This is a genomic window from Anoxybacillus amylolyticus (genome assembly GCF_001634285.1).
GTDB lineage: Bacteria > Bacillota > Bacilli > Bacillales > Anoxybacillaceae > Anoxybacteroides > Anoxybacteroides amylolyticum.
The window spans coordinates 2,315,002-2,341,397 of record NZ_CP015438.1 but is presented as its reverse complement, the minus strand read 5'-3'; the positions used below and the strand labels follow the sequence as shown (position 1 = coordinate 2,341,397).

29 protein-coding genes are annotated in these 26,396 nt (G+C 46.5%); 24 read left to right on the top strand and 5 right to left on the bottom strand.

The window, feature by feature from the left end:
- The first annotated feature begins 104 nt into the window (after positions 1-104).
- Together rpsA and fni are read left to right on the top strand one after the other, a co-directional pair.
- Entirely contained in the window at positions 105-1,259 is a 1,155-nt protein-coding gene (gene rpsA, locus GFC30_RS11875; protein ID WP_066325865.1) for a 30S ribosomal protein S1, read from the top strand.
- Positions 1,260-1,271: 12 nt separating this feature from the next.
- The gene (gene fni, locus GFC30_RS11870) at positions 1,272-2,321 is read left to right on the top strand and encodes a type 2 isopentenyl-diphosphate Delta-isomerase (RefSeq protein ID WP_066325863.1); all 1,050 of its coding nucleotides are present in this window, start codon (positions 1,272-1,274) and stop codon (positions 2,319-2,321) included.
- A 45-nt stretch (positions 2,322-2,366) separates the two neighbouring features.
- Here the strand turns inward: fni and GFC30_RS11865 are convergent, their stop codons facing one another.
- The 5 genes from GFC30_RS11865 to GFC30_RS16630 all read right to left on the bottom strand — a co-directional run bounded on the left by GFC30_RS11865 (position 2,367) and on the right by GFC30_RS16630 (position 6,711).
- On the bottom strand, positions 2,367-2,600 hold the full coding sequence (locus GFC30_RS11865) for a hypothetical protein (RefSeq protein ID WP_066325861.1): 234 nt from the start codon (positions 2,598-2,600) through the stop codon (positions 2,367-2,369).
- Complete coding sequence (locus GFC30_RS11860) at positions 2,597-3,781, bottom strand: Ger(x)C family spore germination protein (RefSeq protein WP_066325860.1); 1,185 nt, start codon at positions 3,779-3,781, stop codon at positions 2,597-2,599. The genes GFC30_RS11865 and GFC30_RS11860 overlap by 4 nt, the downstream gene beginning before the upstream one ends.
- Positions 3,778-4,869 (bottom strand): GerAB/ArcD/ProY family transporter, encoded by a 1,092-nt coding sequence (locus GFC30_RS11855; RefSeq protein ID WP_066325858.1) that lies wholly within the window; start codon positions 4,867-4,869, stop codon positions 3,778-3,780. The genes GFC30_RS11860 and GFC30_RS11855 overlap by 4 nt, the downstream gene beginning before the upstream one ends.
- Positions 4,869-6,455 (bottom strand): spore germination protein, encoded by a 1,587-nt coding sequence (locus GFC30_RS11850; protein WP_066325856.1) that lies wholly within the window; start codon positions 6,453-6,455, stop codon positions 4,869-4,871. Before GFC30_RS11850 ends, GFC30_RS11855 begins: the two co-directional genes overlap by 1 nt.
- Before the next feature lie 124 nt (positions 6,456-6,579).
- Complete coding sequence (locus tag GFC30_RS16630) at positions 6,580-6,711, bottom strand: YpzI family protein (RefSeq protein ID WP_084256335.1); 132 nt, start codon at positions 6,709-6,711, stop codon at positions 6,580-6,582.
- A gap of 112 nt (positions 6,712-6,823) precedes the next feature.
- On the opposite strand from GFC30_RS16630, the gene GFC30_RS11845 reads away from it, so the two are divergent.
- The 22 genes from GFC30_RS11845 to trpB all read left to right on the top strand — a co-directional run bounded on the left by GFC30_RS11845 (position 6,824) and on the right by trpB (position 26,394).
- On the top strand, positions 6,824-7,405 hold the full coding sequence (locus tag GFC30_RS11845; RefSeq protein WP_066325853.1) for a YphA family membrane protein: 582 nt from the start codon (positions 6,824-6,826) through the stop codon (positions 7,403-7,405).
- Positions 7,406-7,487: 82 nt separating this feature from the next.
- Positions 7,488-8,798: a ribosome biogenesis GTPase Der gene (gene der / locus GFC30_RS11840; RefSeq protein WP_066325852.1), complete on the top strand. Its 1,311-nt coding sequence runs from the start codon at positions 7,488-7,490 to the stop codon at positions 8,796-8,798.
- A 16-nt stretch (positions 8,799-8,814) separates the two neighbouring features.
- Complete coding sequence (locus GFC30_RS11835; protein WP_066325851.1) at positions 8,815-9,840, top strand: NAD(P)H-dependent glycerol-3-phosphate dehydrogenase; 1,026 nt, start codon at positions 8,815-8,817, stop codon at positions 9,838-9,840.
- Between the two features lie 373 nt (positions 9,841-10,213).
- A complete protein-coding gene (locus GFC30_RS11830) occupies positions 10,214-10,417 on the top strand; it encodes a DUF2768 domain-containing protein (protein ID WP_066325850.1) in 204 nt (67 codons plus the stop codon).
- 15 nt (positions 10,418-10,432) lie between these two features.
- Entirely contained in the window at positions 10,433-11,152 is a 720-nt protein-coding gene (locus GFC30_RS11825; protein WP_066325848.1) for a hypothetical protein, read from the top strand.
- Positions 11,153-11,301: 149 nt separating this feature from the next.
- Positions 11,302-12,780 carry a stage IV sporulation protein A gene (spoIVA, locus tag GFC30_RS11820; protein WP_066325846.1) on the top strand — a complete coding sequence of 493 codons (1,479 nt, stop codon included), beginning with the start codon at positions 11,302-11,304 and terminating at the stop codon, positions 12,778-12,780.
- Positions 12,781-13,220: 440 nt separating this feature from the next.
- On the top strand, positions 13,221-13,493 hold the full coding sequence (locus GFC30_RS11815; protein ID WP_149917072.1) for an HU family DNA-binding protein: 273 nt from the start codon (positions 13,221-13,223) through the stop codon (positions 13,491-13,493).
- Between the two features lie 129 nt (positions 13,494-13,622).
- Positions 13,623-14,183, top strand: coding sequence for a GTP cyclohydrolase I FolE (folE, locus tag GFC30_RS11810; RefSeq protein WP_066325842.1), 561 nt, complete (start codon positions 13,623-13,625; stop codon positions 14,181-14,183).
- 11 nt (positions 14,184-14,194) lie between these two features.
- Complete coding sequence (gene mtrB / locus GFC30_RS11805) at positions 14,195-14,416, top strand: trp RNA-binding attenuation protein MtrB (protein ID WP_066325840.1); 222 nt, start codon at positions 14,195-14,197, stop codon at positions 14,414-14,416.
- Positions 14,417-14,485: 69 nt separating this feature from the next.
- Positions 14,486-15,292 carry a heptaprenyl diphosphate synthase component 1 gene (locus tag GFC30_RS11800; protein WP_066325838.1) on the top strand — a complete coding sequence of 269 codons (807 nt, stop codon included), beginning with the start codon at positions 14,486-14,488 and terminating at the stop codon, positions 15,290-15,292.
- Positions 15,293-15,295: 3 nt separating this feature from the next.
- A complete protein-coding gene (locus tag GFC30_RS11795; RefSeq protein WP_066325835.1) occupies positions 15,296-16,009 on the top strand; it encodes a demethylmenaquinone methyltransferase in 714 nt (237 codons plus the stop codon).
- A gap of 5 nt (positions 16,010-16,014) precedes the next feature.
- Complete coding sequence (gene hepT, locus GFC30_RS11790; RefSeq protein ID WP_066325834.1) at positions 16,015-16,974, top strand: heptaprenyl diphosphate synthase component II; 960 nt, start codon at positions 16,015-16,017, stop codon at positions 16,972-16,974.
- 98 nt (positions 16,975-17,072) lie between these two features.
- Positions 17,073-17,519, top strand: a complete 447-nt coding sequence (ndk, locus tag GFC30_RS11785; RefSeq protein WP_066325833.1) for a nucleoside-diphosphate kinase — start codon at positions 17,073-17,075, stop codon at positions 17,517-17,519.
- A gap of 69 nt (positions 17,520-17,588) precedes the next feature.
- Positions 17,589-18,461 (top strand): CheR family methyltransferase, encoded by an 873-nt coding sequence (locus GFC30_RS11780; RefSeq protein WP_084256331.1) that lies wholly within the window; start codon positions 17,589-17,591, stop codon positions 18,459-18,461.
- 14 nt (positions 18,462-18,475) lie between these two features.
- Positions 18,476-19,639, top strand: coding sequence for a chorismate synthase (gene aroC / locus GFC30_RS11775; RefSeq protein WP_066325831.1), 1,164 nt, complete (start codon positions 18,476-18,478; stop codon positions 19,637-19,639).
- A gap of 2 nt (positions 19,640-19,641) precedes the next feature.
- Positions 19,642-20,736: a 3-dehydroquinate synthase gene (gene aroB / locus GFC30_RS11770; RefSeq protein ID WP_066325829.1), complete on the top strand. Its 1,095-nt coding sequence runs from the start codon at positions 19,642-19,644 to the stop codon at positions 20,734-20,736.
- Position 20,737: 1 nt separating this feature from the next.
- Positions 20,738-21,148, top strand: a complete 411-nt coding sequence (gene aroH / locus GFC30_RS11765; protein ID WP_066325827.1) for a chorismate mutase — start codon at positions 20,738-20,740, stop codon at positions 21,146-21,148.
- Positions 21,149-21,314: 166 nt separating this feature from the next.
- Positions 21,315-22,784 (top strand): anthranilate synthase component I, encoded by a 1,470-nt coding sequence (gene trpE, locus GFC30_RS11760; protein ID WP_066325825.1) that lies wholly within the window; start codon positions 21,315-21,317, stop codon positions 22,782-22,784.
- Positions 22,777-23,796, top strand: a complete 1,020-nt coding sequence (gene trpD / locus GFC30_RS11755; RefSeq protein ID WP_066325823.1) for an anthranilate phosphoribosyltransferase — start codon at positions 22,777-22,779, stop codon at positions 23,794-23,796. Before trpE ends, trpD begins: the two co-directional genes overlap by 8 nt.
- Complete coding sequence (gene trpC, locus GFC30_RS11750) at positions 23,789-24,565, top strand: indole-3-glycerol phosphate synthase TrpC (protein ID WP_066325821.1); 777 nt, start codon at positions 23,789-23,791, stop codon at positions 24,563-24,565. The genes trpD and trpC overlap by 8 nt, the downstream gene beginning before the upstream one ends.
- Positions 24,549-25,202 carry a phosphoribosylanthranilate isomerase gene (locus GFC30_RS11745; protein WP_066325819.1) on the top strand — a complete coding sequence of 218 codons (654 nt, stop codon included), beginning with the start codon at positions 24,549-24,551 and terminating at the stop codon, positions 25,200-25,202. Before trpC ends, GFC30_RS11745 begins: the two co-directional genes overlap by 17 nt.
- A complete protein-coding gene (gene trpB, locus GFC30_RS11740) occupies positions 25,183-26,394 on the top strand; it encodes a tryptophan synthase subunit beta (RefSeq protein ID WP_066325817.1) in 1,212 nt (403 codons plus the stop codon). The genes GFC30_RS11745 and trpB overlap by 20 nt, the downstream gene beginning before the upstream one ends.
- The last annotated feature ends 2 nt before the right edge of the window (positions 26,395-26,396 follow it).

Below are 26,396 nucleotides of genomic sequence, written 5' to 3'. Positions count from 1 at the left end.
AAATATGGTATAATAAATAGAAAAGTAGGACAGAAGGAAAAAATATGTTTTTCCGGATGGTCGTGCTTTTCAGTTTGTGGGTAGTTGACGAAGGAGGGTTTTCAATGGTAGAGGACATGAATGTAGAAGTAAACGTATATAAGGTAGGTGATCTCGTCCGCGGCAAAGTGGCAAAAGTCGAAGAAAAGCAGGTGCTTGTCGACATTGAAGGAAGCAAGCAAGCAGGGATTATCCCGATTAGCGAGCTATCTAGCCTTCATATTGAAAAGACGAGCGACGCCGTTTCCGTCGGGGATGAGATTGTAGCGAAAGTAAAAAAAGTGGAAGAAGGAGAAACAGAAGAAGAAGGATTACTTATTTTATCGAAAAAAGCCGTAGACGCTGACAATGCATGGGAAGCGTTAGAGAAAAAATTTGCTAGCGGCGAAGCGTTTGATGTTGTTGTGAAAGACATCGTTAAAGGTGGGCTTGTTGCCGATGTAGGAGTGCGCGGCTTTATTCCAGCTTCGTTTGTTGAAACGCATTTCGTGGAAGACTTTTCGGATTATAAAGGGCGCACGTTAAAAGTAAAAGTCGTAGAGCTTGACCGCGAGAAAAACCGTGTCATTTTATCGCATCGTGCGGTGGTAGAACAAGAACAAGAAGAAAAACGGAAACAAGCATTCCAAGCGATTCAAGAAGGGCAAGTGGTCGAAGGAACGGTGCGTCGCATTACGGATTTTGGCGTATTTGTCGATATTGGTGGCTTTGATGGGCTTGTACATATTTCGCAGCTCGCCCATACGCGCGTCGCACATCCGGCGGAAGTGGTGAAAGAAGGCGATGCCGTCAAGGTGAAAGTGCTGTCGGTGAATGAAGCGAGCGGCCGCATTTCGCTGTCGATAAAAGAAGCGTTGCCAGGTCCTTGGGAAGGAGTTTCCGAAAAACTAGCCCCTGGGGATGTGGTGACTGGAAAAGTGAAGCGGTTGGCGCCGTTTGGGGCGTTCGTCGAAATTTTCCCTGGCGTCGAGGGGCTTGTGCACGTGTCACAAATTTCGAATAAACATATCGGCACGCCACACGAAGTGTTAAAAGAAGGGGACGAAGTAAAAGCGAAAGTGCTAGATGTGAACGAAAAAGACCGCCGCATTTCATTAAGCATGCGCGAACTCATCGAAGAGCCAGTGCAAGAAGATTATAGCCAATATACAAAACCAACCGAATCGACCGGCTTTCAGCTCGGTGAAGTGATTGGGGAGCAGTTGAAGAAGTTAAAATAACGGTGATGGATAGTGAATAGAGCTAGACGAAAACTTGAGCATATTGAGCATGCGCTTTCTGTGGAACAAGAGAGGGCAAATGGGCTTGATGACATCGCATTTGTGCACCAAAGCTTGCCTAACATCGGAATCAATGATGTTCAATTGCACACGACAGTTGGCGAACTTTCATTAAGTTCGCCTCTTTTTATCAATGCGATGACAGGCGGCGGCGGACAGGAAACGATGACAATTAACGAACAGCTTGCGGAAGTAGCGAAAACGTGCGGGCTTGCGATGGCGGTCGGCTCGCAAATGGCTGCCTTAAAAGAAGAAAGCGAGCGCCAAACATTTACTATTGTTCGCCGTGTAAACGAAAACGGGATTATTTTTGGAAATATCGGCAGTGAAGCGACGGTCGATCAAGCGAAACGAGCGGTGGAAATGATCGAAGCGAACGCGTTGCAAATTCATTTAAACGTTGTGCAAGAATTAGTCATGCCCGAGGGCGATCGTGATTTTACCGGCGCTTTACAGCGTATGGAGCGAATCGTACGCGACGTTGGCGTGCCGGTCATTGTGAAAGAAGTCGGCTTTGGCATAAGTAAAGAAACGGCGCGAAAGCTTGCTGATATTGGTGTCCAATATATTGATGTCGGCGGTTTTGGCGGAACGAATTTTGCCCGTGTGGAAAATGAACGGCGCAACGACCGACTGATGTATTTTAATGAATGGGGGATTTCCACTGCTGCGTCAATTGTTGAAGTCACACAAACTGTACCGACGGCGTCTGTGCTTGCGAGTGGAGGGATTCGCACGTCAGTGGATGCAGTGAAAGCGTTGGCGCTTGGTGCGGTTGCGGTGGGGGTTGCCCGCCCGTTTTTAAAAACGCTTGTTGAACAAGGCATCGATGCGCTTATCGACGAAATTACGGCATGGCATGCTGATTTCACGCGAATGATGACCGCCCTTGGCGCAAAAACAGTGAACGACTTACAACGCGTGCCGCTCGTTATTTTCGGAGAAACGCACCACTGGCTGACCGAACGAGGATTGCAGACGAAACTGTATAGCCAACGATAGCTCGCTTTGTCGAAGTCAATAAAAGGCGTCCATAACGGACGCCTTTTATTCTAGCTTAAATACTCGTGCAAGCGGCTCAAATAGATCATCAACGAGCTGAGTCGGACCAGGAACGTCAGGAAAATAAATGAGCACGACGGCTAGTGCCATTCCAAGCCCTAATAAAACGAGAAACGCTGCTTTTTCTTTTTTTTCTGCCCGCCGAAGGCGCGGCAATTCAAAAAGAAATATAAGAACGACAACGACCATGCTTCCGAGCAATACTCCAGCTGTGTTCATTTTTTCACCTCATCTTCTGGGATGCCTTGCGGCGTTGTGTTCATTCCAGGTCGTTGAACCGTTACTTTTACTTGTACTGTGACTTCCACTGTTGGAAAAATGTTGTTCCATTTGTTTTTGACACGGTTCCACTCTTTTGGATATTTTCGATGAAACACATCAGCGAATCCGAGAATATCAGCGTTCATCTCTTTCTGTACTTTTTGCAAAGATGATTTTATCCGTTTGGTTGTTGCCTTAGCTAATGCTTTTTCGAGTGCCGGCAGATGTTGTTGGTTGTACAAACTGAGATTTGTTCCGTTCAGCAAGATATCATCTTGTGAGGTGATACGGATCTCCATTTTCCATTTGCCCTTTTCATATTTCGGAATTAATTGTGTATGTGCCCGAATAATGGTGGCAGTTATTTCGCCTTTCTTTCCATCAAGTGAAACAGTAATGTTTGCTTGTTTAATTTCATCGCGAACCCACAGCACCCCACGCGTTAATTTATCGTCAATCGATCCAATCATTTTATCATTTTTGAAAATGGCGGTGCGGTTAATAAATGGAATCGTTTCTAATTCCGTTTTCTCTTTTTCGGGAGGCAATATTTTTACCATTGGCAATGCAGCTGCTTGACTGTCGCTGCTAAGCATTTGCAACACGTCTTTTAATGTTACGTCCATCAAAATTTTGGATTTGGACAATTCACGCATGACTTCTGCAGAACTTTGTTCAATTAACGGTAGCAATTCAAGCACGCTTTTAGCTGTTCCATCTGCGACTAGTACGTTTGCTCGCAGTCTCGTTTGTGGGTTGCGGCTTAAAAAATCGAGATGGGGTTGAATACCGGTCTTTGCTGTGTTTTCTCCGAAGACGATCGCTTTCACATGCCCCCAAAATAAACGGCGAGGCAGCTTTTCTTGTAAATTAGCAATCGCATCAGCGAGTGTTTTGCCTGTTCCGGAACGGACGATCGTTGCTCCACTGCTGCCTGCACTATTGTTTGTTCCCATTGATGTTGCTCCTCCAAGCTGCTTTGGAACAATGAGCTGCACGGTCAACATAATATCTTTTCCTTTTTGATCGATACCGATTCCGGTAACGAGTGCTAAGTCGTTGAGTTCGGTGCGGTCCCAACAGCCACTTAACATGAAACAGCTAATAGAAATAGCAAAACAGGCGATAATGCGTTTCATGGTTGCTTCCCCTTTTTATTGCGCCATATGGCGACTAGTAAAAGTAACAAAGGAATAACCGTTTGTACGGTGTTTAAATAAAATGGAATGGAAGTTCCTAAAAAAACAGAAAGCTCCATTAAATCTGGTGCGGCCCAAACGCCGAACAGTAAAATGAGAAACCCAATCGGAAAGACGATGAGTCGGTAGTCAGATAGCCGAAGCCATTGCGCGGTGCCGAGAACGAGCACGTAATAAAACACCGCGATTTTTAAAAATGCCCCTGCGACCCAAATCGCCATTACGAACGCTTCAAGATGTTCTAAAAAATCGGCGATGCTAATGTAGCGCACCGCACTCATGACTGGATAGACGAAGCGGGCGGTAATGTTGCCTAATACAAAGAGAACCGTCAAATTGATGACAAACAATGTAAAACATACGGCTAGCACAGAAATAACCGTCCATTTTTTCACGTGTTGTTGATCGGCGACGTACGGAAGTAAGAAAGCAATAAGAAAAAATTCACTAAACCAGCTTTGTGGGACGATGGCTCCTTTTAGTGAAGGAATTATTCCATTTTCCATAGTCGGTAACATATTTTTCAATTCCATATCTGGGATTAGCAATAAAACGAACATACTAATGACGATAATAACCACTGGCACAGCCATTTCCGAAAGTCTAGCGATCACTTCAATCCCACCGCGAACCGCAAAGGCACATACGAGAATCATAGTAGCCATTACAAAAATAAGCGGTGTGCGTATAAAAAAATTTCCTATAACAAACTCGCCATACTCGCGAACGATAATTCCAGTTGCATGCAAATAAAAAAATAAAAAGAGGAACCCGATTATTTTTCCAACCCATTTTCCAACGATTTGTTCGCTATATTCAATGGCAGTTTGTTTTGGATAGTACTGATGTAAGCGCATGGCAATGAAGATGGTGATAAAGCCTGTCAACGATGACCAAAACGGAGACAACCACATATCTTGTTTTGCATAGTGGGCAGTAATCGCTGGAACTAATAAAATGGCTGTTGCGATAATGGCGGGATATACCATTACTGCCAATTGTAGCGCGGAGATTTTTCCTTTTTCCATTATGATCGTTCTCCTTTGCTCAGTTTGTCATCCCCGTCTAACGGATCAGGTTTCTGATTTGGCGCTTGGCGGATAACATTTTTTGTCCCGGGTAGGCGCGGTCGTTTATTTTGTTTCCAGAGCGGTACACGAACGAGCACATCTTTCATTTCTCCCCACTGCATCGGCGCCATCGGCGACAAATATGGCACACCGAAGGACCGAAGCGTCGCCATATGAATTAAAATGAGCAATAGCCCAAGCATCACCCCAAGCAATCCGAGCGAACCAGCCAGTAAAATCATCGGAAAGCGCAACATACGCAAGGCGATGCCCGCAGAATAGCGTGGAATTGTAAACGAGGCGATTCCCGTTAGGGCGACGACCATAATCATCGGCGCGGATACAATCCCTGCTTGCACTGCCGCTTGACCAATCACGAGCGCCCCGACGATGCTGACCGCTGCCCCTGCTTGCTTTGGAAGACGCACCCCTGCTTCTCGCAACGCTTCGAATACAATTTCCATAATGATTGCCTCAACGAGTGCAGGGAAAGGGAGCAGTTCCCGTGATGCAGCCATGGTTAATAACAATGTCGTCGGCACCATTTCTTGATGAAAGGTCAGTAGGGCGACGTATACAGACGGCAATAATAATGATATTAAAAGAAATAAATAGCGTAGCCAACGAACGGCGGTGCTAATCGCATGGCGCTGATAATAGTCTTCGCTTGATTGTAGTAGCGAATAGAAAGAAATCGGCATAATAAGCGCAAATGGGGTACCATCTTGCAAAATCGCCACACGACCTTCGAGCAAATTGGCTGCGACGACATCCGGTCGTTCTGTATTTAACACTTGTGGAAACGGCGAATAAGGATTGTCTTCAATCAGTTCTTCGATGTAGCTCGTTTCCAAAATGCCGTCGACATCGATGCGCGAAAGGCGTACTTCGACTTCTTCAAGCAATGTTTCGTTTGCGAGCCCATCGATGTACGCAACGACGACCGTTGTTTGCGTATACGTTCCGAATGTTTTGGCTTTTGTTTTTAATTTTGGGCTTTTTAGTCTACGGCGCAATAAGGAAAGATTGGTACTTAACGATTCGGTAAATCCTTCGCGCGGTCCCCGGATGACCGCTTCCCCTGTCGGCTCTTCGAGGGAACGTTTTTCCCATTTCGCCATGCCGAGGGCGACCGCTCCGGGCTGTTTATCAATAAATAAAAGGCAGCTGCCAGATGAAAGTTGTTCAATGCATTCCGCAACCGTCTGCACCGTCGTGATATGAGACACAGGCAACGACTCTTTTAAAAACGAAGCAAGTGTCTTTTCTTCAGCCGCGTGTGCGTTCATAAGAGAAGGAAGAACTACTATATTCAATTGCTCGACGTTGACTAATCCGTCGATGTAAAGAATAGTAGCGTTTACTTCTCCCCCAATGCGAAACGAACGAAAGACGACGTCGCAGCAATTTTCATAAATCGTTTGCAATTTCTGCACATTTTGTGCAATATCGTGCGACAACACGTCGGATGGTTTGTTTTCAAGTTCAATAGCCGGTACGTTTTCTTTGTTGTTTTGTTTTCTTCGCTGTTTAAAAAATGGCATACGCTCCTCCCACTTTCTTACTAGGAACATGTTACCATTAGTGTTGCCGAGAAGGAGGAAAAATAGTCGTAAAAAAGAAAAAAGGCGATCGTAAAGACCGCCTAGTGAGGAGCGAGAGAGAATATTATCGCTGTTGTCGCCTTGCCTCTTCCGGGGTATCAAGCCGAGTCGCACCGTTTTTTTCGATTGCTTGGTCACGGTCAGATTCAACGCGGTGTGATTCTTTTAACTTTGTTTCTTGCCGATCTTTTGCCATTTGTCTCCCTCCTTTCGTTGATGTCGCTGTTAGTCTGTCTCGCTTTTTCTTTTTTATACAAGATTATTTTTTTAGAAAAAATGAAATAATGAAGGTGCTAGGAGGGAATGAAATGGAAGGGCTTTATTTTTATTGGTGGGCATGGGTCATTTGGATATATGCAACATTTTTACAAAAAAAGACGAACGAACGCACTCGCTTAGCCGCTGCTATGCTTTTATTAATCTGCGGTTCGATCTATAAGATAAAAATCGGTTCTTTTTCTATTACCTATTCGTTTCTCTTTCTTTTTCTTTTTTCGTTGGCAGCTGTCCGCCGCCAAATGAGCGGGTTGCTATTGCTCAGCTCGTTAGCGGTTGCTTTTTTTTCCGCTTCGGTTCGGCTATTAGCGATCGCCGATCCGATTGTTGTCTGGGCGGATGAGCGCTGGTTGCTTGCGATTGGAACGACGATGCTTGTGTTATTTATCGAACGGAAGCCAACGATGCGCATTTTAGCAACGGTTATCGGTAGCTGCCAAGGGGATATCGTCTATGCGGTGGCGGTACACGACGTGTTTTCTTCTCTAATCGGTTCGCTATTCTTTTTTGATGCGCTTGCGCTAACGGGCGCGTTATTGTTCGGTTGGTCGGTGCTAGAACATCTTCCGCAATATATCGATGAAAAACAATTGAAACGAAATAAGCCGCTATAGCGCTATTGTTGCGCGCCGCTCTTTTTGATAAAATAAAACAGCTTAGGGTGAAAGGTTGTTGTTGAAAAGAAAGGGTGATAGTATGGCCAAGCCAGTAGTAGCAATCGTTGGCCGTCCGAACGTCGGCAAGTCTACGATTTTTAATCGGATTGCCGGCGAGCGTATTTCAATTGTCGAAGATGTGCCGGGCGTGACGCGTGACCGGATTTATAGCAGCGGTGAATGGTTAAATCATACGTTTTATTTAATTGATACCGGTGGAATTGACATTGGCGACGAGCCACTGTTAGTGCAAATTCGCCAGCAGGCGGAAATCGCCATCGACGAAGCGGATGTCATTATTTTTATGACAAATGGGCGCGACGGAGTGACGGCAGCCGATGAAGAAGTAGCGAAAATTTTGCACCGTTCGAATAAGCCGGTCGTGCTCGCGGTAAATAAAATTGATAATCCGGATATGCGTGATCTTATTTATGACTTTTATGTGCTCGGGTTTGGTGAACCGTATCCGATTTCTGGCTCGCACGGCACCGGACTTGGCGATTTGTTAGACGCGGTCGTTTCCCATTTCCCAACGCGGAGCGACGCAGAGTATGAAGACGACACGATTAAATTTTGCTTAATCGGTCGCCCGAACGTCGGAAAATCGTCACTTGTGAACGCGATTTTAGGGGAAGAGCGCGTCATCGTCAGCGACATCGCGGGAACAACAAGAGATGCGGTTGATACAACGTTTACAAGAGAAGGACAAGAATATGTCATTATCGATACGGCAGGCATGCGTAAGCGCGGCAAAATTTACGAAACGACGGAAAAATATAGCGTCTTGCGCGCTTTAAAAGCGATTGAGCGATCCGATGTCGTGTTAGTCGTGTTGAACGCAGAAGAAGGCATTATTGAGCAAGATAAAAAAATTGCTGGTTATGCGCATGAAGCAGGGCGCGGGGTCATTATCGTCGTGAACAAATGGGATGCGGTCGAAAAAGATGATAAAACGTTAATCGAATTTGAACGGAAAATTCGCGACCATTTTCAATTTCTTGACTATGCCCCAATCGTCTTCGTATCGGCAAAAACGAAGCAGCGGCTGAATAAATTGCTTCCCCTTGTGAAAATGGTGAGCGAAAACCATGCAATGCGCGTACAGACAAATGTATTGAACGAAGTCATTATGGACGCGGTTGCGATGAACCCGACGCCGACGCATAACGGTCAACGCTTAAAAATTTATTACGTCACACAAGTAGCGGTAAAACCGCCGACGTTCGTTGTGTTTGTCAACGACCCAGAACTGATGCATTTTTCGTACGAACGCTTTTTAGAAAACCGCATTCGCGATGCGTTCGCGTTTACGGGCACACCAATTAAACTCATTGCAAGACCGAGAAAATAGCGAAGGAAGTGGTACGGTGGAACTTGCGGTGTTAGGAGCAGGAAGCTGGGGAACAGCTCTTTCGATTGTGCTTGCGGATAATGGGCATACCGTCCGGCTTTGGGGACAGCGCGCGGAACAAATCGCGGAAATCAATGAAAAGGGGACGAATGAAAAATATTTGCCGGGCATTCCGTTGCCGGAAGGAATCGTCGGCTATTCGTCGCTTTGTGATGCGCTAGAAACGATGGAAACGGTCGTGCTTGCGGTGCCGACGAAAGCAATTCGCGACGTCTTGCGAAAGGTGCGCGCATGCATTCAAACGCCGATTACGATTGTTAGCGTTAGTAAAGGAATCGAGCCAGATACGCATAAGCGCATTTCTGAAGTGATTGAAGAAGAAATGGGACCGCTTTTAACAGATGTCGTCATTTTATCAGGACCAAGCCATGCCGAAGAAGTGAGCTTGCGCCATCCGACAACGGTAACCGTTTCGGCAAAAAACATGGAGGCAGCGGAACGCATCCAAGATTTATTTATGAACCCGCAATACTTCCGCGTCTATACGAATCCTGATTTAATCGGGGTCGAAATCGGTGGGGCGTTGAAAAATATTATCGCCCTTGCCGCAGGCATTACCGACGGGCTCGGTTACGGGGACAACGCAAAAGCGGCGCTCATGACGCGCGGGCTTGCCGAAATCGCCCGATTAGGTTGCGCGCTTGGGGCGAACCCGCTGACGTTTTCAGGGCTAACGGGCATTGGCGATTTAATTGTGACGTGTACGAGCGTTCATTCACGCAACTGGCGAGCAGGAAATATGCTTGGCAAAGGGAAACCGCTTGAAGAAGTGCTAGAAAGCATGGGGATGGTCGTTGAAGGGGTACGTACGACAAAAGCTGCCTATCAGCTGGCGAAAAAACTAGGGGTGAAAATGCCCATTACCGAAGTTTTATATGACATTTTATTTAACGGAAAAGACCCGAAAGAAGGGGCAGATTCTCTGATGGCACGCGTAAAAACACACGAAATGGAAGATTTAGTCAACATTTTAGGAAAATAGGCGTTTGCCGACGCAGCATAGGTTGTTTGTGCATACACTATGGCGAACAATCATAGACTTGAGCCTCCGGACAAAGGGTATTCGCTGAAGCAAAGACGCCCCACTTTGCTTCGGTTTTTTTTGTAAGGTAAGAAAGCATAAAATTTTGCGATTAGGTAGGGTGTCTAGCTCCAAGCGCCATCGGATGCGCTCCTCCCCTTCTTTCGGCGGCGACACACTGAGTTCGCTTCTTTAACATATCCCTACGCAAGCTCAAGCTTTGCTTAGGCTGAGCCTCCTTGGCGGGGCTTATGCGCTCTTTGCCGATAGGCGGGCGCTTTGCGCTTTTCTTAATGAATCTTGTATAATAGGTTTCGACAAAGGGGGAAAGAAGATGTCGCCTGGGTTAGCGAAAATGTGGATTGCCTTAACGTCCATGGCATTTATGTTTATTTCGGTGTTTTCGATTTATTTTAGCCGCTACAAAGTAAACAATAAGATTATCAAACTCGTTCTAGCATTTATTGCGTACGTGTTGATGATTTTCGCTGGAATCATTATTATTTTCGTCGTATTTAGCGGTCCAACACCAGAATAAAAGGATGGAGTCGATATGCAGCGTGTGTTTCAATGGATGGTAGCAAGTGTCATTGTCCTATTGTTATCAGGATGCTTGTATCCTGATGAGCGATTAAAACAAAATCAAATTCCATATAAAGACCAAGTGGCAAGCGTGCAAGAGGCAGTGAATGAGTATCGCGAAGCAACGGGCGGATTGTTGCCGATTCAAACGCGGGACATGAAAACACCGATTTATCAAAAATATCCGATTGATTTTCAAAAACTCGTTCCGCGCTACATCCCAGAGCCACCAGGGAATGCATTTGAAAGCGGTGGCGTCTTCCAATACGTCATCGTCGATGCCGAGACGAACCCGACGGTGAAACTATTAGATTTACGTATTGCCGAGCAAATTCGGGATTTAAATTTACGTCTTTCGATGTACCGCGATTCCCATCAGTACCCGCCATTTAAACAAATGGTTGCTAAAGGGGTGTTTACGCTCGATTATCAAAAGCTCGGGTATAAAGAACCGCCGTATGCGGTTAGCCCATTTTCCGGAAATAATTTGCCGTTTGTCATTGATTATAACGGCGACATATACGTCGATTATCGAATGGATTTATATGAGGTGTTGAAAAAAACGAAGTACTCCTATAAACCGGGTGACGATATTCGCAATGTGTTAGTACAAAATTCGCTATTCGTTCCTGCGTACTCTCTTCCGTATACAGTCGATGGAAGGGGAGAGCCGGTTTTTTTCGTAAAATAAGTCATGAACCCTTCTCGAAGGCATACATTCTAGAGAAGGGTTTTTTTCTTTTAGCAGTCATAAAGGAAGCGGACAACATCATATTCATATAGTGTCCTGCTATTACGGGTCAACCGGCCCCAACGACTCAAAGACTGGAGGGGAGTCATTTGGAAAAAGTCGATATTTTCAAAGATATCGCGGAACGCACAGGTGGCGATATTTATTTAGGTGTCGTCGGTGCTGTCCGCACGGGCAAATCTACGTTTATAAAAAAATTTATGGAGCTCGTCGTCATTCCGAACATCGGCAACGAAGCGGATAAAGCGCGTGCACAAGATGAACTGCCGCAAAGCGCTGCTGGTAAAACGATTATGACGACCGAACCGAAATTCGTCCCAAACCAAGCTGTCAAGGTGAAAGTCGACGACGGATTAGAAGTGAATATTCGGCTCGTTGATTGCGTCGGCTATGCGGTGCTTGGTGCGAAAGGATATGAAGACGAAAACGGCCCGCGCATGGTCAATACCCCATGGTACGAAGAGCCGATTCCGTTTCAAGAAGCAGCAGAAATTGGAACGCGCAAAGTCATTCAAGAACATTCGACAATAGGTGTCGTCATTACGACCGACGGCACGATCGGCGATATTCCACGGCAGAATTATGTCGACGCAGAAGAGCGGGTCATTCAAGAATTAAAAGAAGTCGGCAAACCGTTTATTATGATTATTAACACCGTGCGTCCGCATCACCCGGAAACGGAAACGCTGCGTCAGCAATTGTGCGAAAAGTACGATATTCCAGTGCTGGCGATGAGCGTCGAAAGCATGCGCGAAGCCGACGTTTACAGCGTGCTTCGTGAAGCATTATATGAATTTCCAGTATTAGAGGTGAATGTCAATTTGCCGAGCTGGGTCATGGTGCTTCGGGAAGACCATTGGCTTCGCGAAAGCTACCAAGAAGCGGTAAAAGATACAGTCAAAGACATTAAACGGTTGCGCGATGTGGACCGCGTCGTCCAACAGTTTGGGGAATACGACTTTATCGAAAAAGCGAGCCTTGCCGGTATTGAAATGGGGCAAGGGGTCGCCGAAATTGATTTATACGCCCCAGATGATTTGTACGATCAAATTTTAAAAGAAGTCGTCGGCGTCGAAATTCGCGGGAGAGACCATTTGCTTCAGCTCATGCAAGATTTTGCTCATGCGAAGGCAGAATACGATCAAATTGCTGATGCGCTCAAAATGGTGAAGCAAACAGGTTACGGCATTGCGGCGCCAGCGCTATCGGATATGAGCTTAGATGAGCCAGAAATTATTCGCCAAGGTTCGCGGTTTGGCGTGCGGCTAAAAGCAGTCGCCCCGTCGATTCATATGATTAAAGTCGATGTCGAATCGGAATTTGCCCCGATTATCGGCACAGAAAAACAAAGCGAAGAGCTCGTCCGCTATTTAATGCAAGATTTTGAGGACGATCCACTATCGATTTGGAATTCCGATATTTTCGGACGTTCGCTTAGCTCGATCGTGCGCGAAGGCATTCAAGCAAAACTCGCCCTTATGCCAGAAAACGCTCGCTATAAACTAAAAGAAACGCTCGAACGCATCATTAACGAAGGTTCAGGTGGATTGATTGCTATTATTTTGTAACAAAGGCTCCGGCTTGGGGTCTTTTTTTTTTGGCGAAAAATAACGAACATACGAGCAATTGTCTTCATAATTTAGATGGGGAATAAACTTACTTATGAACGTTTTTTACGAAAAATAGCAAGTTGATGAGCGGTTCTTTTCTTTTTTGGGTGTATTCATGGGCGTTTTTGGTGAAAAAGGGCGGAAAAGTGCCGAGAAATAAGGATTTCTGCTTGCGAACGGTGGCGACATATGATAATCTTTTATCAGTAAAACTTAGATTCTTTGCCGAAATGTGCCTTGGTTGCATAGATTTGCTGAAAATCATGTTGAATTATGTCGATGAATCGTTTAATATAGGCATGTCGACAAATTATTATTCTAATGATGTATAGAATTAGGAGAATTGGTGAAGAAATGTAATACACTAATCGACTCGTCCTTGGGAGGAGGTGAATGGCATGAACAAAACAGAATTAATCAACGCGGTTGCAGAAACTAGCGGCCTTTCGAAAAAAGACGCAACAAAAGCAGTCGACGCTGTTTTTGAATCCATTACGGAAGCACTTAAAAATGGTGATAAAGTTCAATTAATCGGTTTCGGGAACTTCGAGGTTCGCGAGCGCGCAGCACGCAAAGGACGCAACCCACAAACGGGGGAAGAAATGGAAATCCCTGCGAGCAAAGTTCCTGCATTTAAACCAGGAAAAGCTCTTAAAGACGCGGTGAAGTAATCGCTACATAAAAGGGCGAAGAAGAAGGGCAAGCTAGATGCGCGCCCTTCTTTTTTGCTTTTCTTTTCCTTCCTATGCTAGAATCGGGGTACAGGTATACATAGCAAGATTTTTTGCAGGAGGATCGACATGGTAAACTACGAACAAATCGAACAAGCGGTTCGCTTGATTTTAGAAGCGATTGGCGAAGACCCGAATCGCGAAGGGTTATTAGATACGCCAAAACGAGTGGCAAAAATGTATGCAGAAGTATTTTCCGGGATGAACGAAGACCCGAAAGAACATTTTCAGACAGTGTTTAGCGAAGAGCATGAAGAGCTCGTGTTGGTGAAAGATATTCCGTTTTTCTCGATGTGCGAACACCATTTAGTGCCGTTTTTTGGCGTCGCACACGTCGCCTACATTCCGCGCGGCGGAAAAGTAACAGGGCTAAGCAAGCTTGCCCGCGCTGTCGAAGCGGTCGCACGCCGTCCGCAGCTGCAAGAACGGATTACGGCAACGGTGGCAGATGCGATTATGGAAACACTCGAGCCTCACGGTGCGTTAGTCGTCGTCGAAGCAGAGCATATGTGCATGACGATGCGCGGCGTGAAAAAACCAGGTGCAAAAACGGTGACAATAGCCGCACGTGGCACGTTCGAAACCGATCATGTTGCACGCGGCGAAGTGCTTTCATTAATTAAAGGATAGAGGGGGATTGTATGTATAACAGCGACTATATCGTCATTAAAGCGCTCGAAGACGGGGTGAACGTCATCGGTTTGACAAGAGGGGCAGATACGCGCTTTCATCATTCTGAAAAGCTTGATCGCGGCGAAGTGTTAATCGCGCAGTTTACCGAGCACACGTCGGCTATTAAAGTGCGGGGAAAAGCGCTCATCCAAACGAATCACGGCGAAATTCATTCCGAGGGAAAAAAATAATCCATTCTATGAAATAACTTTTCGTGCTATAATTAAAGGCGTTATGTTTTGAATCTAGGGGAAGCAAGGGTGATCAGATTGAAATCGATTGTAACGAAAATGGCGATGTTAAAAGAGCAAATTGAACGTTTTCTTCACCATCCGTATTTGTTGCAGCACGTTCCGTTGCAACCGATTGATGAAGACCGAATGTTATTGTCGCTGTCGATGTTTGAGAACGAACAGGAGGAAGCCGACAGCTATATCGTTCCGATGATGCTTGTCCAAATCGCCCTTGATACCCACGATGAAGTGACAAATTCACTCCCAAATCAAACCGACGACGAACTAAAGACACGGCAGCTAACGGTGCTAGCGGGAGATTTATATAGCGGGCTTTATTATGACTATTTAGCGAAACGAAATGACCTTGCGACGATTCACGTGTTAGCGGAGGCAATTAAAGAGATTAACGAGCATAAAATCCGCTTATACCAAAAAGACATTAGCAAACTCGAATCGTTATTTCACAGCATCGCCGTCATCGAATCGTCGCTCATTGCGAAAATTGGCGAACACCTTTCACGGCCGGTATGGTCGAAATTTGCGTATCACTATTTATTGCTCAAACGACTTATCCGCGAAAAAGAGCAGTTTATCCAACATGGGACGTCCGTTCTTTTTGAACAAATGGCAACCATTGTCTTTCCAAAAAATAAGCCAATAGCAAAAGAGCAAAAACATTATTTGTCCCATATTTGCAACCGTTATATCGAGCATTGCAAAAAAGAATTGCTCAGCCTTTCACTCGACTGTAACGAGCTATTGCATATGCGGCTGACGGAATTAATCGGCAGTTTTTCTGTTGCTGTGAAAAAGACGGTGGAAGAAGGGTAGAAGATGCAACGATCGAAAGAAGAACGGGTTCACCACGTATTTGAAAAAATATATGAAAATTACGATAAGATGAATTCGGTCATTAGCTTTAAACGCCATATTCAATGGCGAAACGAAACGATGAAGCGAATGAATGTCCAAAAAGGTGCAAAAGCGCTGGACGTTTGTTGCGGCACAGCGGATTGGACGATCGCGCTTGCCGAGGCGGTCGGACCGGAAGGCAATGTGTATGGGCTTGATTTTAGCCAAAACATGTTGCGCGTTGGCGAGCAGAAAGTGAACGAGCGTGGCTTAACAAACGTTACGCTCATTCACGGAAATGCGATGGAACTCCCGTTTCCAGACGATACGTTTGACTATGTAACGATTGGATTTGGGTTACGAAACGTCCCAGATTATATGACCGTATTAAAAGAAATGTACCGCGTCGTTAAGCCAGGCGGAAAAGTTGTCTGTTTAGAAACGTCGCAGCCGACGTTATTCGGCTTTCGCCAGCTATATTATTTTTATTTCCGCTTCATTATGCCGCTATTTGGGAAAATTTTTGCCAAAAGCTATGAAGAGTACTCGTGGCTACAAGAATCGGCGCGTGAGTTTCCAGGGATGGACGAGCTAGCGCAAATGTTTTACGATGCTGGCTTTGTCAACGTCGAAGTAAAGCCGTTTACGTTCGGTGTAGCGGCGATGCATTTAGGGTATAAACCGGAAATTAGGTGAAACCAATGAAGTTACCAATGTATTCGTTTTTGCATGCGGATTTGCAGCTCGTCGAGAAAGAGCTCGAAGCGGCAATCCAGTCCGATTATTCGCTACTGAGCACCGCATCGCTTCATTTATTGCAAGCGGGCGGCAAACGGATTCGTCCCGTATTGGTGTTGCTCGCTGGAAAGTTTGGCAACTACGATATTGAGCGGATGAAGCACGTTGCTGTGGCGCTTGAGTTGATTCATATGGCCTCGCTCGTCCACGATGACGTCATTGACGATGCGAACTTACGGCGCGGACGAGAAACGATTAAAGCGAAATGGAGCAATCGGTTTGCGATGTATACGGGGGACTACATTTTCGCCCGTTCGCTCGAAGCGATGTCGCGCTTAAACGACCCGCAGGCGCATCGCGTGTTGGCGCGAACCATTGTCGAAGTGTGCCGCGGGGAAATCGAACAAATTAAAGATAAATATTGCTTTGAGCAAACGTTGCGTACGTATTTGCGGCGCATTAAGCGAAAGACGGCGTTACTTATTGCCGTTAGCTGCCAGCTTGGCGCGATTGCCGCAGGCGCTTCGAAAGAAGTCATCGATCGCCTCTACTCGTTCGGCTACTATGTCGGAATGTCGTTTCAAATTACCGATGACATTCTCGATTTTATTGGCACGAAAGAACAGCTTGGCAAACCGGCAGGAAGCGACTTATTGCAAGGAAATGTGACATTGCCAGCACTCCTTGCGATGCACGATGCGCGCGTGAAAGAAAAAATTATGTCTGTCACTCCGCACACATCCGAAGAAGAAATGAACGAAATTATTGCGCTCATTAAACAAACGGGAGCGATTGAGGAAGCATACGCATTAAGCGATCGCTATTTAAAAAAGGCGTTTTCCGTACTAGAAACGTTGCCGAAAAATAAAGCGCGCACGGCGCTATATGAAGTCGCGAAATATATCGGCAAGCGAAAGTTTTAACCGCTTTCATTTTGTATTGCGCGTGGCGGAAAACAATGGTACTATTTTGGTGGGAATCCTGTTCCTAGTACATAACTTTGTAGGGGTGGAGTATTAAGATGGAAAGAACATTTTTAATGGTCAAACCAGATGGGGTTCAGCGCAACTTAATCGGCGAAATCGTTGCTCGCTTCGAGAAAAAAGGGTTTCAGCTTGTTGGGGCAAAGCTTATGCAAGTATCGCGCGAATTAGCGGAGCAACATTATGCAGAGCATAAAGAGCGTCCGTTTTTCGGCGAGTTAGTTGACTTTATTACGTCTGGCCCTGTGTTTGCGATGGTATGGGAAGGGGAAGACGTCATCGCAACTGCGCGCCAAATGATGGGGAAAACAAACCCGAAAGAAGCGTTTCCAGGCACAATCCGCGGCGACTTTGGCGTGACGGTCGGCAAAAACGTCATCCACGGTTCTGACTCTCCAGCGAGCGCAGAACGTGAAATCAACTTATTTTTCAAAGAAGAAGAGCTTGTCAACTATTCCAAGTTGATGAACGAGTGGGTATATTAATCAATGGGCGATTGGCTCTACGGACGAGCCAGTCGCTTTTGTTATAAGGGAATGAAGGAGAATGGGCAGATGAGTGATTACCAACAGTTTATTACCAATGTCAAAAAGAAAACAGGCATTGATTTGGCACAATATAAAGAAGCACAAATGAAGCGGCGCTTAACCTCGCTTTATGAAAAGCGTGGCTTTCGCAATTTTCAAGAGTTTTTTCAAGCGATGGAAAAAAACGAGGCGCTGTTTCATGAGTTTCTCGACCGAATGACAATTAACGTCTCGGAATTTTACCGAAACGCCAATCGGTGGGAAGTGCTCGAGAAACAAATTTTGCCGAAACTGCTCGAACGAAACCGCCGCTTAAAAGTATGGAGCGCCGCGTGCTCGACCGGAGAAGAGCCATATACGTTAGTAATGGTGCTATCTAATTTTTTGCCGCTTTCGCAAATTTCCGTACTCGCGACAGACATCGATGAAAATGCGATTTCACGGGCAAAAATTGGCGTATATACCGAGCGCTCGCTACAAGAAGTGCCGGAAGCGATGAAAAAAAAGTTTTTTACGAAAGAAGGAATGTATTATAAAATTGACGAAAACATAAAAAAGGCAGTGACGTTTAAAAAACATAACTTACTAGCTGATCCGTTTGACACCAACTACGATTTAATCGTCTGCCGCAACGTCCTTATTTATTTTACCGAAGAAGCAAAGCAAGTACTATACCATAAGTTTAATAACGCGCTACGCCCAGGTGGAATTTTATTTGTCGGCAGTACCGAGCAAATTTTTAATCCATCGTCGTACGGGTTTGATACGGAAGCAACTTTTTTTACCGAAAAATGGAATAGTTTTGTGAGAGTTCATCGAAAAGATGAATTCTTTTTTTATAAACACTTTTCATTTTTTCAATTTATGATATATTGTTACATAAACGCGTTAAAGAGTTGAAGGGGGAGAAAAAGATGAGGTACTTAACAGCAGGGGAATCCCACGGTCCGCAGCTAACCGCGATTTTAGAAGGAGTTCCAGCAGGGCTTTCGCTTTTGAAAGAGCATATTGATATCGAGCTTCAGCGTCGGCAAAAAGGGTATGGACGTGGCAGAAGAATGCAAATTGAAAAAGACGAAGTGCGCATTTTAAGTGGGGTACGCCACGGATATACGCTCGGGTCGCCAATTACGCTCGTTGTCGAAAACCGCGACTGGAAACATTGGACGAACATTATGGCGATTGAGCCGACGGAAGAGGAAGAAGTGAAGCGCAAAGTGACGCGCCCGCGCCCGGGGCATGCTGATTTAAACGGGGCGATGAAATACGGGCATCGCGACATGCGCAACGTGCTTGAGCGTTCTTCCGCCCGCGAAACGACGATGCGCGTTGCCGCAGGCGCGGTGGCGAAGCGCATTTTAGCAGAGCTTGGCATTCACGTCGCTAGCCACGTGCTTGAAATCGGCGGGGTGCGAGCAACGAACGTATCGTACGAATCGCTTGAACAGCTAAAAGACGTAACCGAACAGTCACCGGTGCGCTGCTTTGATGAAGAAGCGGCAGGAAAAATGATGGAGGCGATTGATAAAGCGAAAGAAAATGGGGATTCCATCGGCGGCATTGTCGAAGTCATTGTCGAAGGCGTACCAGCTGGATTGGGAAGCTACGTCCACTACGACCGGAAGCTCGATGCGAAAATTGCCGCAGCGATTGTCAGCATTAACGCCTTTAAAGGGGTTGAATTTGGCATCGGCTTTGAAGCCGCACGTCTTCCAGGTAGCCAAGTGCACGATGAAATTATTTGGAACGAAACAGAAGGATTTCGCCGTCGCACGAACCGTGCGGGCGGATTTGAAGGTGGGATGACGACCGGCATGCCAATTGTCGTGCGCGGGGTGATGAAGCCGATTCCGACGCTCTACAAACCGCTTGCTAGCGTCGATATCGATACGAAAGAGCCGTTTGCTGCAAGCATTGAACGTTCCGACAGCTGTGCCGTTCCAGCCGCAAGCGTCGTAGCCGAAGCGGTCGTCGCGTGGGAAATTGCGTCAGCGATTGTCGAACAGTTCGGGCAAGATCGAATGGATTTGATTAAAGAAAATATTCAACAAATGCACCGATATACAAAGGAGTTTTAACGATGGAACAAATGACCATCCAAACCTCCACCAAACAATACCCGCTTTTTTTAGGCGAAGGAATAAGCGAACGATTACCTGAATTATTGAAGACATTAGGCTTTGCTCGTGGAACAAAAGTGCTTATTATTACCGATGGAACGTTAGAAACATTGTATTTATCAGAGCTAGTCAGTCTCTTACATCACGATTACAGTGTGTATACGCATATCATTCCAAGCGGGGAAGGAGCGAAGTCGTTTGAAAACTATTATGCATGCCAAACAGCGGCGCTCGCTTACGGACTTGACCGGACGTCGGTCATTCTCGCGTTTGGGGGCGGCGTTGTCGGCGATTTAGCTGGCTTTGTAGCAGCAACGTTTATGCGTGGCATCGCTTACGTACAACTTCCGACGACGCTGCTTGCTCATGATAGCGCCGTTGGCGGGAAAGTAGCGATTAACCATCCGCTTGGAAAAAATATGATCGGCGCGTTTCATCAACCAGAAGCGGTCATTTACGATACCCGTTTTTTACAATCGCTCCCAGAGCGTGAATTGCGTTCCGGGTTTGCAGAAGTGGTGAAACATGCACTCATTGGCGACCGCTCTTTTTATACATGGTTGAAAGAAACGATTCATTGTTTAGAAGATATAAAAGGGGAAAACTTAAAATATTGTATTCGTAAAGGAATTGAAGTGAAGGCACGCATCGTACGAGAAGACGAAAAAGAAACAGGCGTGCGCGCCCATTTAAATTTTGGGCATACGCTTGGCCATGCGCTCGAAAGTGAACTAGGATACGGGATGATGACGCATGGCGATGCGGTCGCGCTTGGCATGTTGTTTGCGGTTTTTGTCAGCGAGCGCGTATATCATGTCTCGTTTGCCGACGAACGATTGACAAGCTGGTTTCAATCATTTGGCTTCCCCGTTGCGCTTCCAACGGAGCTTTCGATCGAGCGGATCGTGCAAAAAATGAAAGGAGATAAAAAAGCGCAAGCGGGAAACATTCGCATGGTGCTATTACGAGAAATTGGGCATGTACAAGTAGAAACAGTGACGGATAAACAGCTAGTCGCATGGCTAGAGGAATTTTCACAAAGTGAGGGAAAGTGAGATGATTAGAGGGATTCGTGGTGCGACGACCGTCTCTGACAACGAGGCGGACGAAATTGTGTCGGCGACGGAAGAACTGTTGCGCGAAATGATTCGCCAAAACGGCATCGAAGCCGACGATGTGGCGTCCGTCCTTATTTCAGTGACAGAAGACTTGACGGCAGCTTTTCCTGCCCAAGCCATTCGCCGCATTGAAGGCTGGACGTACGTGCCGGTGATGTGCATGCGGGAAATTCCGGTACCGGGCGCTTTGCCACGATGCATTCGCGTCATGATGACCGTCGAAACGAACCGAGCGCAACGGGACGTCGACCACGTCTATTTACGCGATGCGGTTCAGCTTCGACCGGATTTATCGTTGACAAAAAAAGAGAATGGTAATATGATAGGAAAAAGCAAAACGGAAGTATAGAGAGTTAGTTAGAGAGCAAATGAGATGAGAATAGCGGAGATGAGAGTGAGCGAGTGTAGCTGAGGTGAGTGGAGTTATCCGACCAACCCAAAGACAATCCTCGCCTTTGGGTTTTTCTTTTTCGCCTCACCATCCCCTCATTCTCCGTCCGAATGGAGGAGAAACAATGTCATTTCGCACCATTCCAATTGTGCGTCGATTTTTTGCCGATGCGTTAGAGCCGTTGCAGCTGTTTGAAAATTTAAAGGGCGAAGCGAGTTTTTTGCTCGAAAGCAAAGATGATGAGTCCCCTTGGTCGCGCTATTCGTTTATTGGTCTTTCGCCGTTTTTGACGCTCGAAAGCGAAACGGGGCAGTCCTTTGTTGTGCGCGATGGGCAGAAAACTACTATTGTTTCGTCGTTAAAAGAAGCGATCGTATACGTCGAACAAACGTTGCGAGTAAAGCCAGTGGATATAGACGTTCCGTTTGTTGGCGGAGCCGTCGGCTTTTTAAGCTATGATTTTATTTCCACGGTGGAAAAAGTCCCGTTTCACCTGAATCGTGACGTGCCAATGAAGATGGCACACTTTGTCGTATGCCAAACGTTGCTTGCGTTTGACCATATGAAGCGAGAAGTAATCTTCGTTCATTACGTTCGTTATGAGGAAAATGACAATGAACAGACGATGAGAGAAAAATACAAAAAAGCGTTGCAAACGATAGACGCTTTCATCAAAAAAGCAACGAGTAAAAGCGAACCGCTATTGCCGCTTATCGAGCAATCCGCTGCTGTTTCGTTTGCCAATGTCGTGTCCACGTACGAACGGGAGCTGTTTTTACAACACGTCGAAACGATTAAACAATATATTGCCGCTGGAGACATTTTTCAAGCCGTATTGTCGCAACGGTTTTCCGTTCCGGTTCGGATCACCGGCTTTCAGCTATATCGCATGTTGCGCAAAATTAATCCGTCGCCATATATGTTTTATTTGCAAACAGATGATGCTGAAATTGTTGGAAGTTCACCAGAGAAGCTTGTACAAGTGCACGACCGGAAAGTGGAAATTCATCCAATTGCCGGCACGCGCCGGCGCGGCCGTACAAAAGAAGAAGACGAAATACTTGCGAACGAGCTATTTCACGACCCGAAAGAACGGGCGGAGCATTATATGCTCGTTGATTTAGCGCGAAACGATATCGGCAAAGTTGCCAAATACGGAACGGTGAAGACACCAGTGTTAATGGAAATCGCGAAATTTTCCCACGTCATGCATTTAATTTCGAAAGTAACAGGAGAGCTAAAAGACGACGTTCATCCCATTGATGCGTTATTGTCTGCCTTTCCTGCCGGGACGGTAAGCGGTGCGCCGAAAGTGCGAGCGATGCAAATTTTGCAAGAACTTGAGCCGACTGCTCGCGGCGTGTATGCTGGGACGGTTGCTTACATCGGTTTTGACGGCAACATTGATTCATGCATCGCCATTCGAACGGCGGTCGTCAAAGACAAGGTGGCGTATGTGCAGGCCGGCGCTGGCATTGTGGCGGATTCCGTGCCAGAACTGGAATGGAAAGAAACGCGTAACAAAGCAAGTGCACTAATGAAAGCAATTGAACTAGCGGAAGCGGTGTTTCAAGGGGGCGATTTATATGTTTAAACAGCTACTGGCAAAATGCATTGACGGACATACATTAACAGAAACAGAAGCGTATGAGGCGATGACTATGATTATGTCAGGGGAAGCCACTGCTAGCCAAATTGCGAGCTTCTTGTCCATTTTGCGCCTGCGTGGTGAAACAGTAGAAGAGTTAACCGGATTAGCACGTGGCATGCGCAACCAAATGGTAACTGTTTCATGTGAAGACGATGTCATTGACACGTGCGGGACAGGTGGGGACGAAAAAGCGACGTTTAACATCTCGACGGCAGCAGCGATCGTTGCTTCCTCGCTTGGGGTGAAAGTCGCCAAGCATGGAAACCGCGCCGTGTCATCGAAAAGCGGCAGCGCTGACGTACTAGAGGCGCTACGTATCCCCATTCAGACCACGCCTGACGAAGCAAAAGCAGCGTTGCAAACAAAAAATTTAGCTTTTTTCTTTGCCCCGCTTTACCATGCGGCGATGAAGCATGCCGCTGTGCCAAGAAAAGAAATCGGCTTTCGCACCGCCTTTAATTTGCTAGGACCGCTTGCCAACCCAACACGATGCAAACGGCAAGTAATTGGCGTATATTCGACGCATTATGCCGAAAAGTTAGCGGAAGCGCTCAAGCGGCTCGGTTCGACGCACGTCATTTTTGTCACCGGACGAGATGGGTTAGACGAATGTAGCATTACGGCCGAAACCGACGTTGTCGAATTAAAAGATGGACATATTCGCCGCTTCGTTGTAACGCCGGAAGCGTGCGGATTAGCGCGCGGCGCGTTACAAGACATTCAAGTAAAAAGCGTCACGGAAAGCGCCGCATTGCTTCGTGCCGTGATGGAAGGGACCGCAAACGAAAGCGCAAGCAATATCGTTGCACTAAACGCCGGGGTTGCTTTATATGTCGCACAAAAAGCGAAAACGATCAAAGAAGGAGTTCAACTAGCGAAAGAAGCAATTGTCACAAAACAGGCGCTTCACCAATTAGATCTCCTGCAAGCAAAAGGGGTGGAAAAGTATGCTTGAACAAATTATTGCGACGAAGCGAAACGAAGTTCGTACGCTTACGCTCCCAGCAACGTGTGATGTCCCGCGATTTTCACTAGCCGAGGCGCTAAAAAATCGCCGACGAGCAATTGGTCTTATCGCCGAAGTGAAAAAAGCATCGCCATCGAAAGGTATCATTCGTCGTGATTTTCATCCGGTCGACCACGCGAAAGCGTATGAACAGGCAGGGGCAGATGCGATTTCGGTGTTGACGGACGAAACGTATTTTCAAGGGAATTGCCAGTATTTAACGGAAATTAAACAAGCAGTCGGCGTGCCGGTGTTGCGCAAAGATTTTATTATCGACCGCGTGCAAATTGAAGAAAGTGTCCGAATCGGAGCGGATGCGATTTTATTAATCGGTGAGGCGCTTTTGCCAAAAACGTTATACGAATTATACGAAGAAGCGTACGAAAAGGGGCTCGAATGTTTAGTCGAAGTGCATAGCCGTGAAACGTTAGAAAACATTTTAGCGCTTTTTACCCCAGCGATTATCGGCATTAATAACCGCAATTTGCAGACGTTTACGACATCGCTTGACACGACGAAAGAAGTAGCGCCATTTGTCCCAAAAACGAGCATACTCGTTAGCGAAAGCGGCATTCATACACATCAAGACATCCAAACGGTGCATGCTTACGGTGCAGAGGCAGTATTAGTCGGTGAATCACTTATGCGGCAACACGATGTAGCGCAAGCGGTTCGCGCGCTATACGGGGAGGTTGAAAAGATTGAGCGTCCTTCTTAAATATTGCGGCCACCGCTCGCTTAGCGATTTACAAAAAGGGGCGAAGAGCCAAGCCGATTATCTCGGGTTTATTTTCGCTGAAAGCAAGCGGAAAGTGGACGCGCAGCAAGTAAAAACGTGGCTTGAAACCGTACCGCTTGGCGGGAAAAAATTAGTCGGTGTATTTGTGAACGAACCGCTAGAACGGATGTGCGACGTTGCCCGTATCGTTCCTCTCTCCGTCATTCAATGCCACGGCGATGAGTCAGTCGAGCAAGTGGCGAAAATGAAAGAGGCGACGGGAATTTCCGTCTGGAAGACGATTCATCATGAGGAAGGGGCACTAGAGCGCATGAGGCAATATGCTCGTTTCGCCGACGGATACGTGATTGACAGCCGGGTGCGCGGCGCTTATGGTGGAACGGGTGTTTCGTTTGATTGGGAGTCGGTTCCATTTTATTTAGAAGAAGCATCAAGGCAAGGGGTTCTATGTTTTATTGCCGGAGGAATTACACCGGAAAACGTCGAGCAACTACTTGTCTATCAGCCACACGGAATTGATATTAGCAGCGGCATTGAAGAACATGGCGAAAAAAGCGTGATGAAAATGAACGAAATGGAAAAGAAGGTGAAGCGTGATGTACAATGTACCAAATGAAAACGGCCGGTTCGGCGAGTTTGGGGGCAAATTTGTTCCGGAAACGTTAATGCTTCCGCTTGAAGAAATCGAACGGGCGCTTGAACAAGCGCTCGCAGATGCATCGTTTCGCAAGGAATACATGCATAGTTTACGAGAATATTCTGGTCGCCCGACGGCGCTAACGTTTGCGGAAAATATGACGAAACAATTAAACGGCGCCCGCCTTTATTTCAAGCGGGAAGATTTAAACCATACCGGCGCCCATAAAATTAATAACGCAATCGGGCAGGCGCTATTGGCGAAGCGAATGGGGAAGAAAAAGCTGATTGCGGAAACAGGAGCAGGGCAGCACGGGGTTGCCGCGGCGACCGTTGCCGCTCGCTTTGGGATGGAATGTATTGTATTTATGGGCGAAGAAGATATCAAGCGGCAAGCGTTGAACGTATTTCGGATGAAGTTATTAGGCGCACAAGTCGTGCCTGTTTTTAGTGGCAATCGAACGTTAAAAGATGCGACAAACGAAGCGATTCGCTATTGGGTGCAACATTGTGACGACCATTTTTATATGATTGGCTCTGTCGTCGGTCCGCATCCATACCCGAAAATGGTACGAGAATTTCAGCGCATTATTGGCGATGAGGCAAAGGAACAGTTGCTAGAGCGAGAAGGGAAATTGCCGGACGTGGTCGTCGCGTGCGTTGGGGGAGGAAGCAACGCGATCGGCATGTTTTATCCGTTTTTAGAAGACGGTGTCGAATTGGTCGGAGTGGAAGCGGCGGGAAAAGGGGTCGATACTCCACATCACGCGGCGACGATTACGAAAGGAACAAAAGGGGTCATTCACGGCTCGATGACGTATTTATTGCAAGATGAATACGGGCAAATTATCGAACCTTATTCGATTTCCGCTGGGCTCGACTACCCCGGAGTTGGTCCGGAACATGCGTATTTAGCGAGCATCGGCCGCGTCCGCTATGAAAGCGTGACAGACGAAGAAGCGCTGAAGGCGTTTCAATGGACAGCAAAAACGGAAGGAATTATTCCGGCGATCGAGTCCGCCCACGCATTGTCGAAAGCGTTTGAAATTGCAAAACAACGGTCGAAAGACGAAACAGTGCTTGTTTGTTTATCTGGCCGTGGCGATAAAGATGTACAAGCGATGATGAATTATTTGAAAGGGGAGAGCGATCGTGCACTTGTCGGTCACTAAAA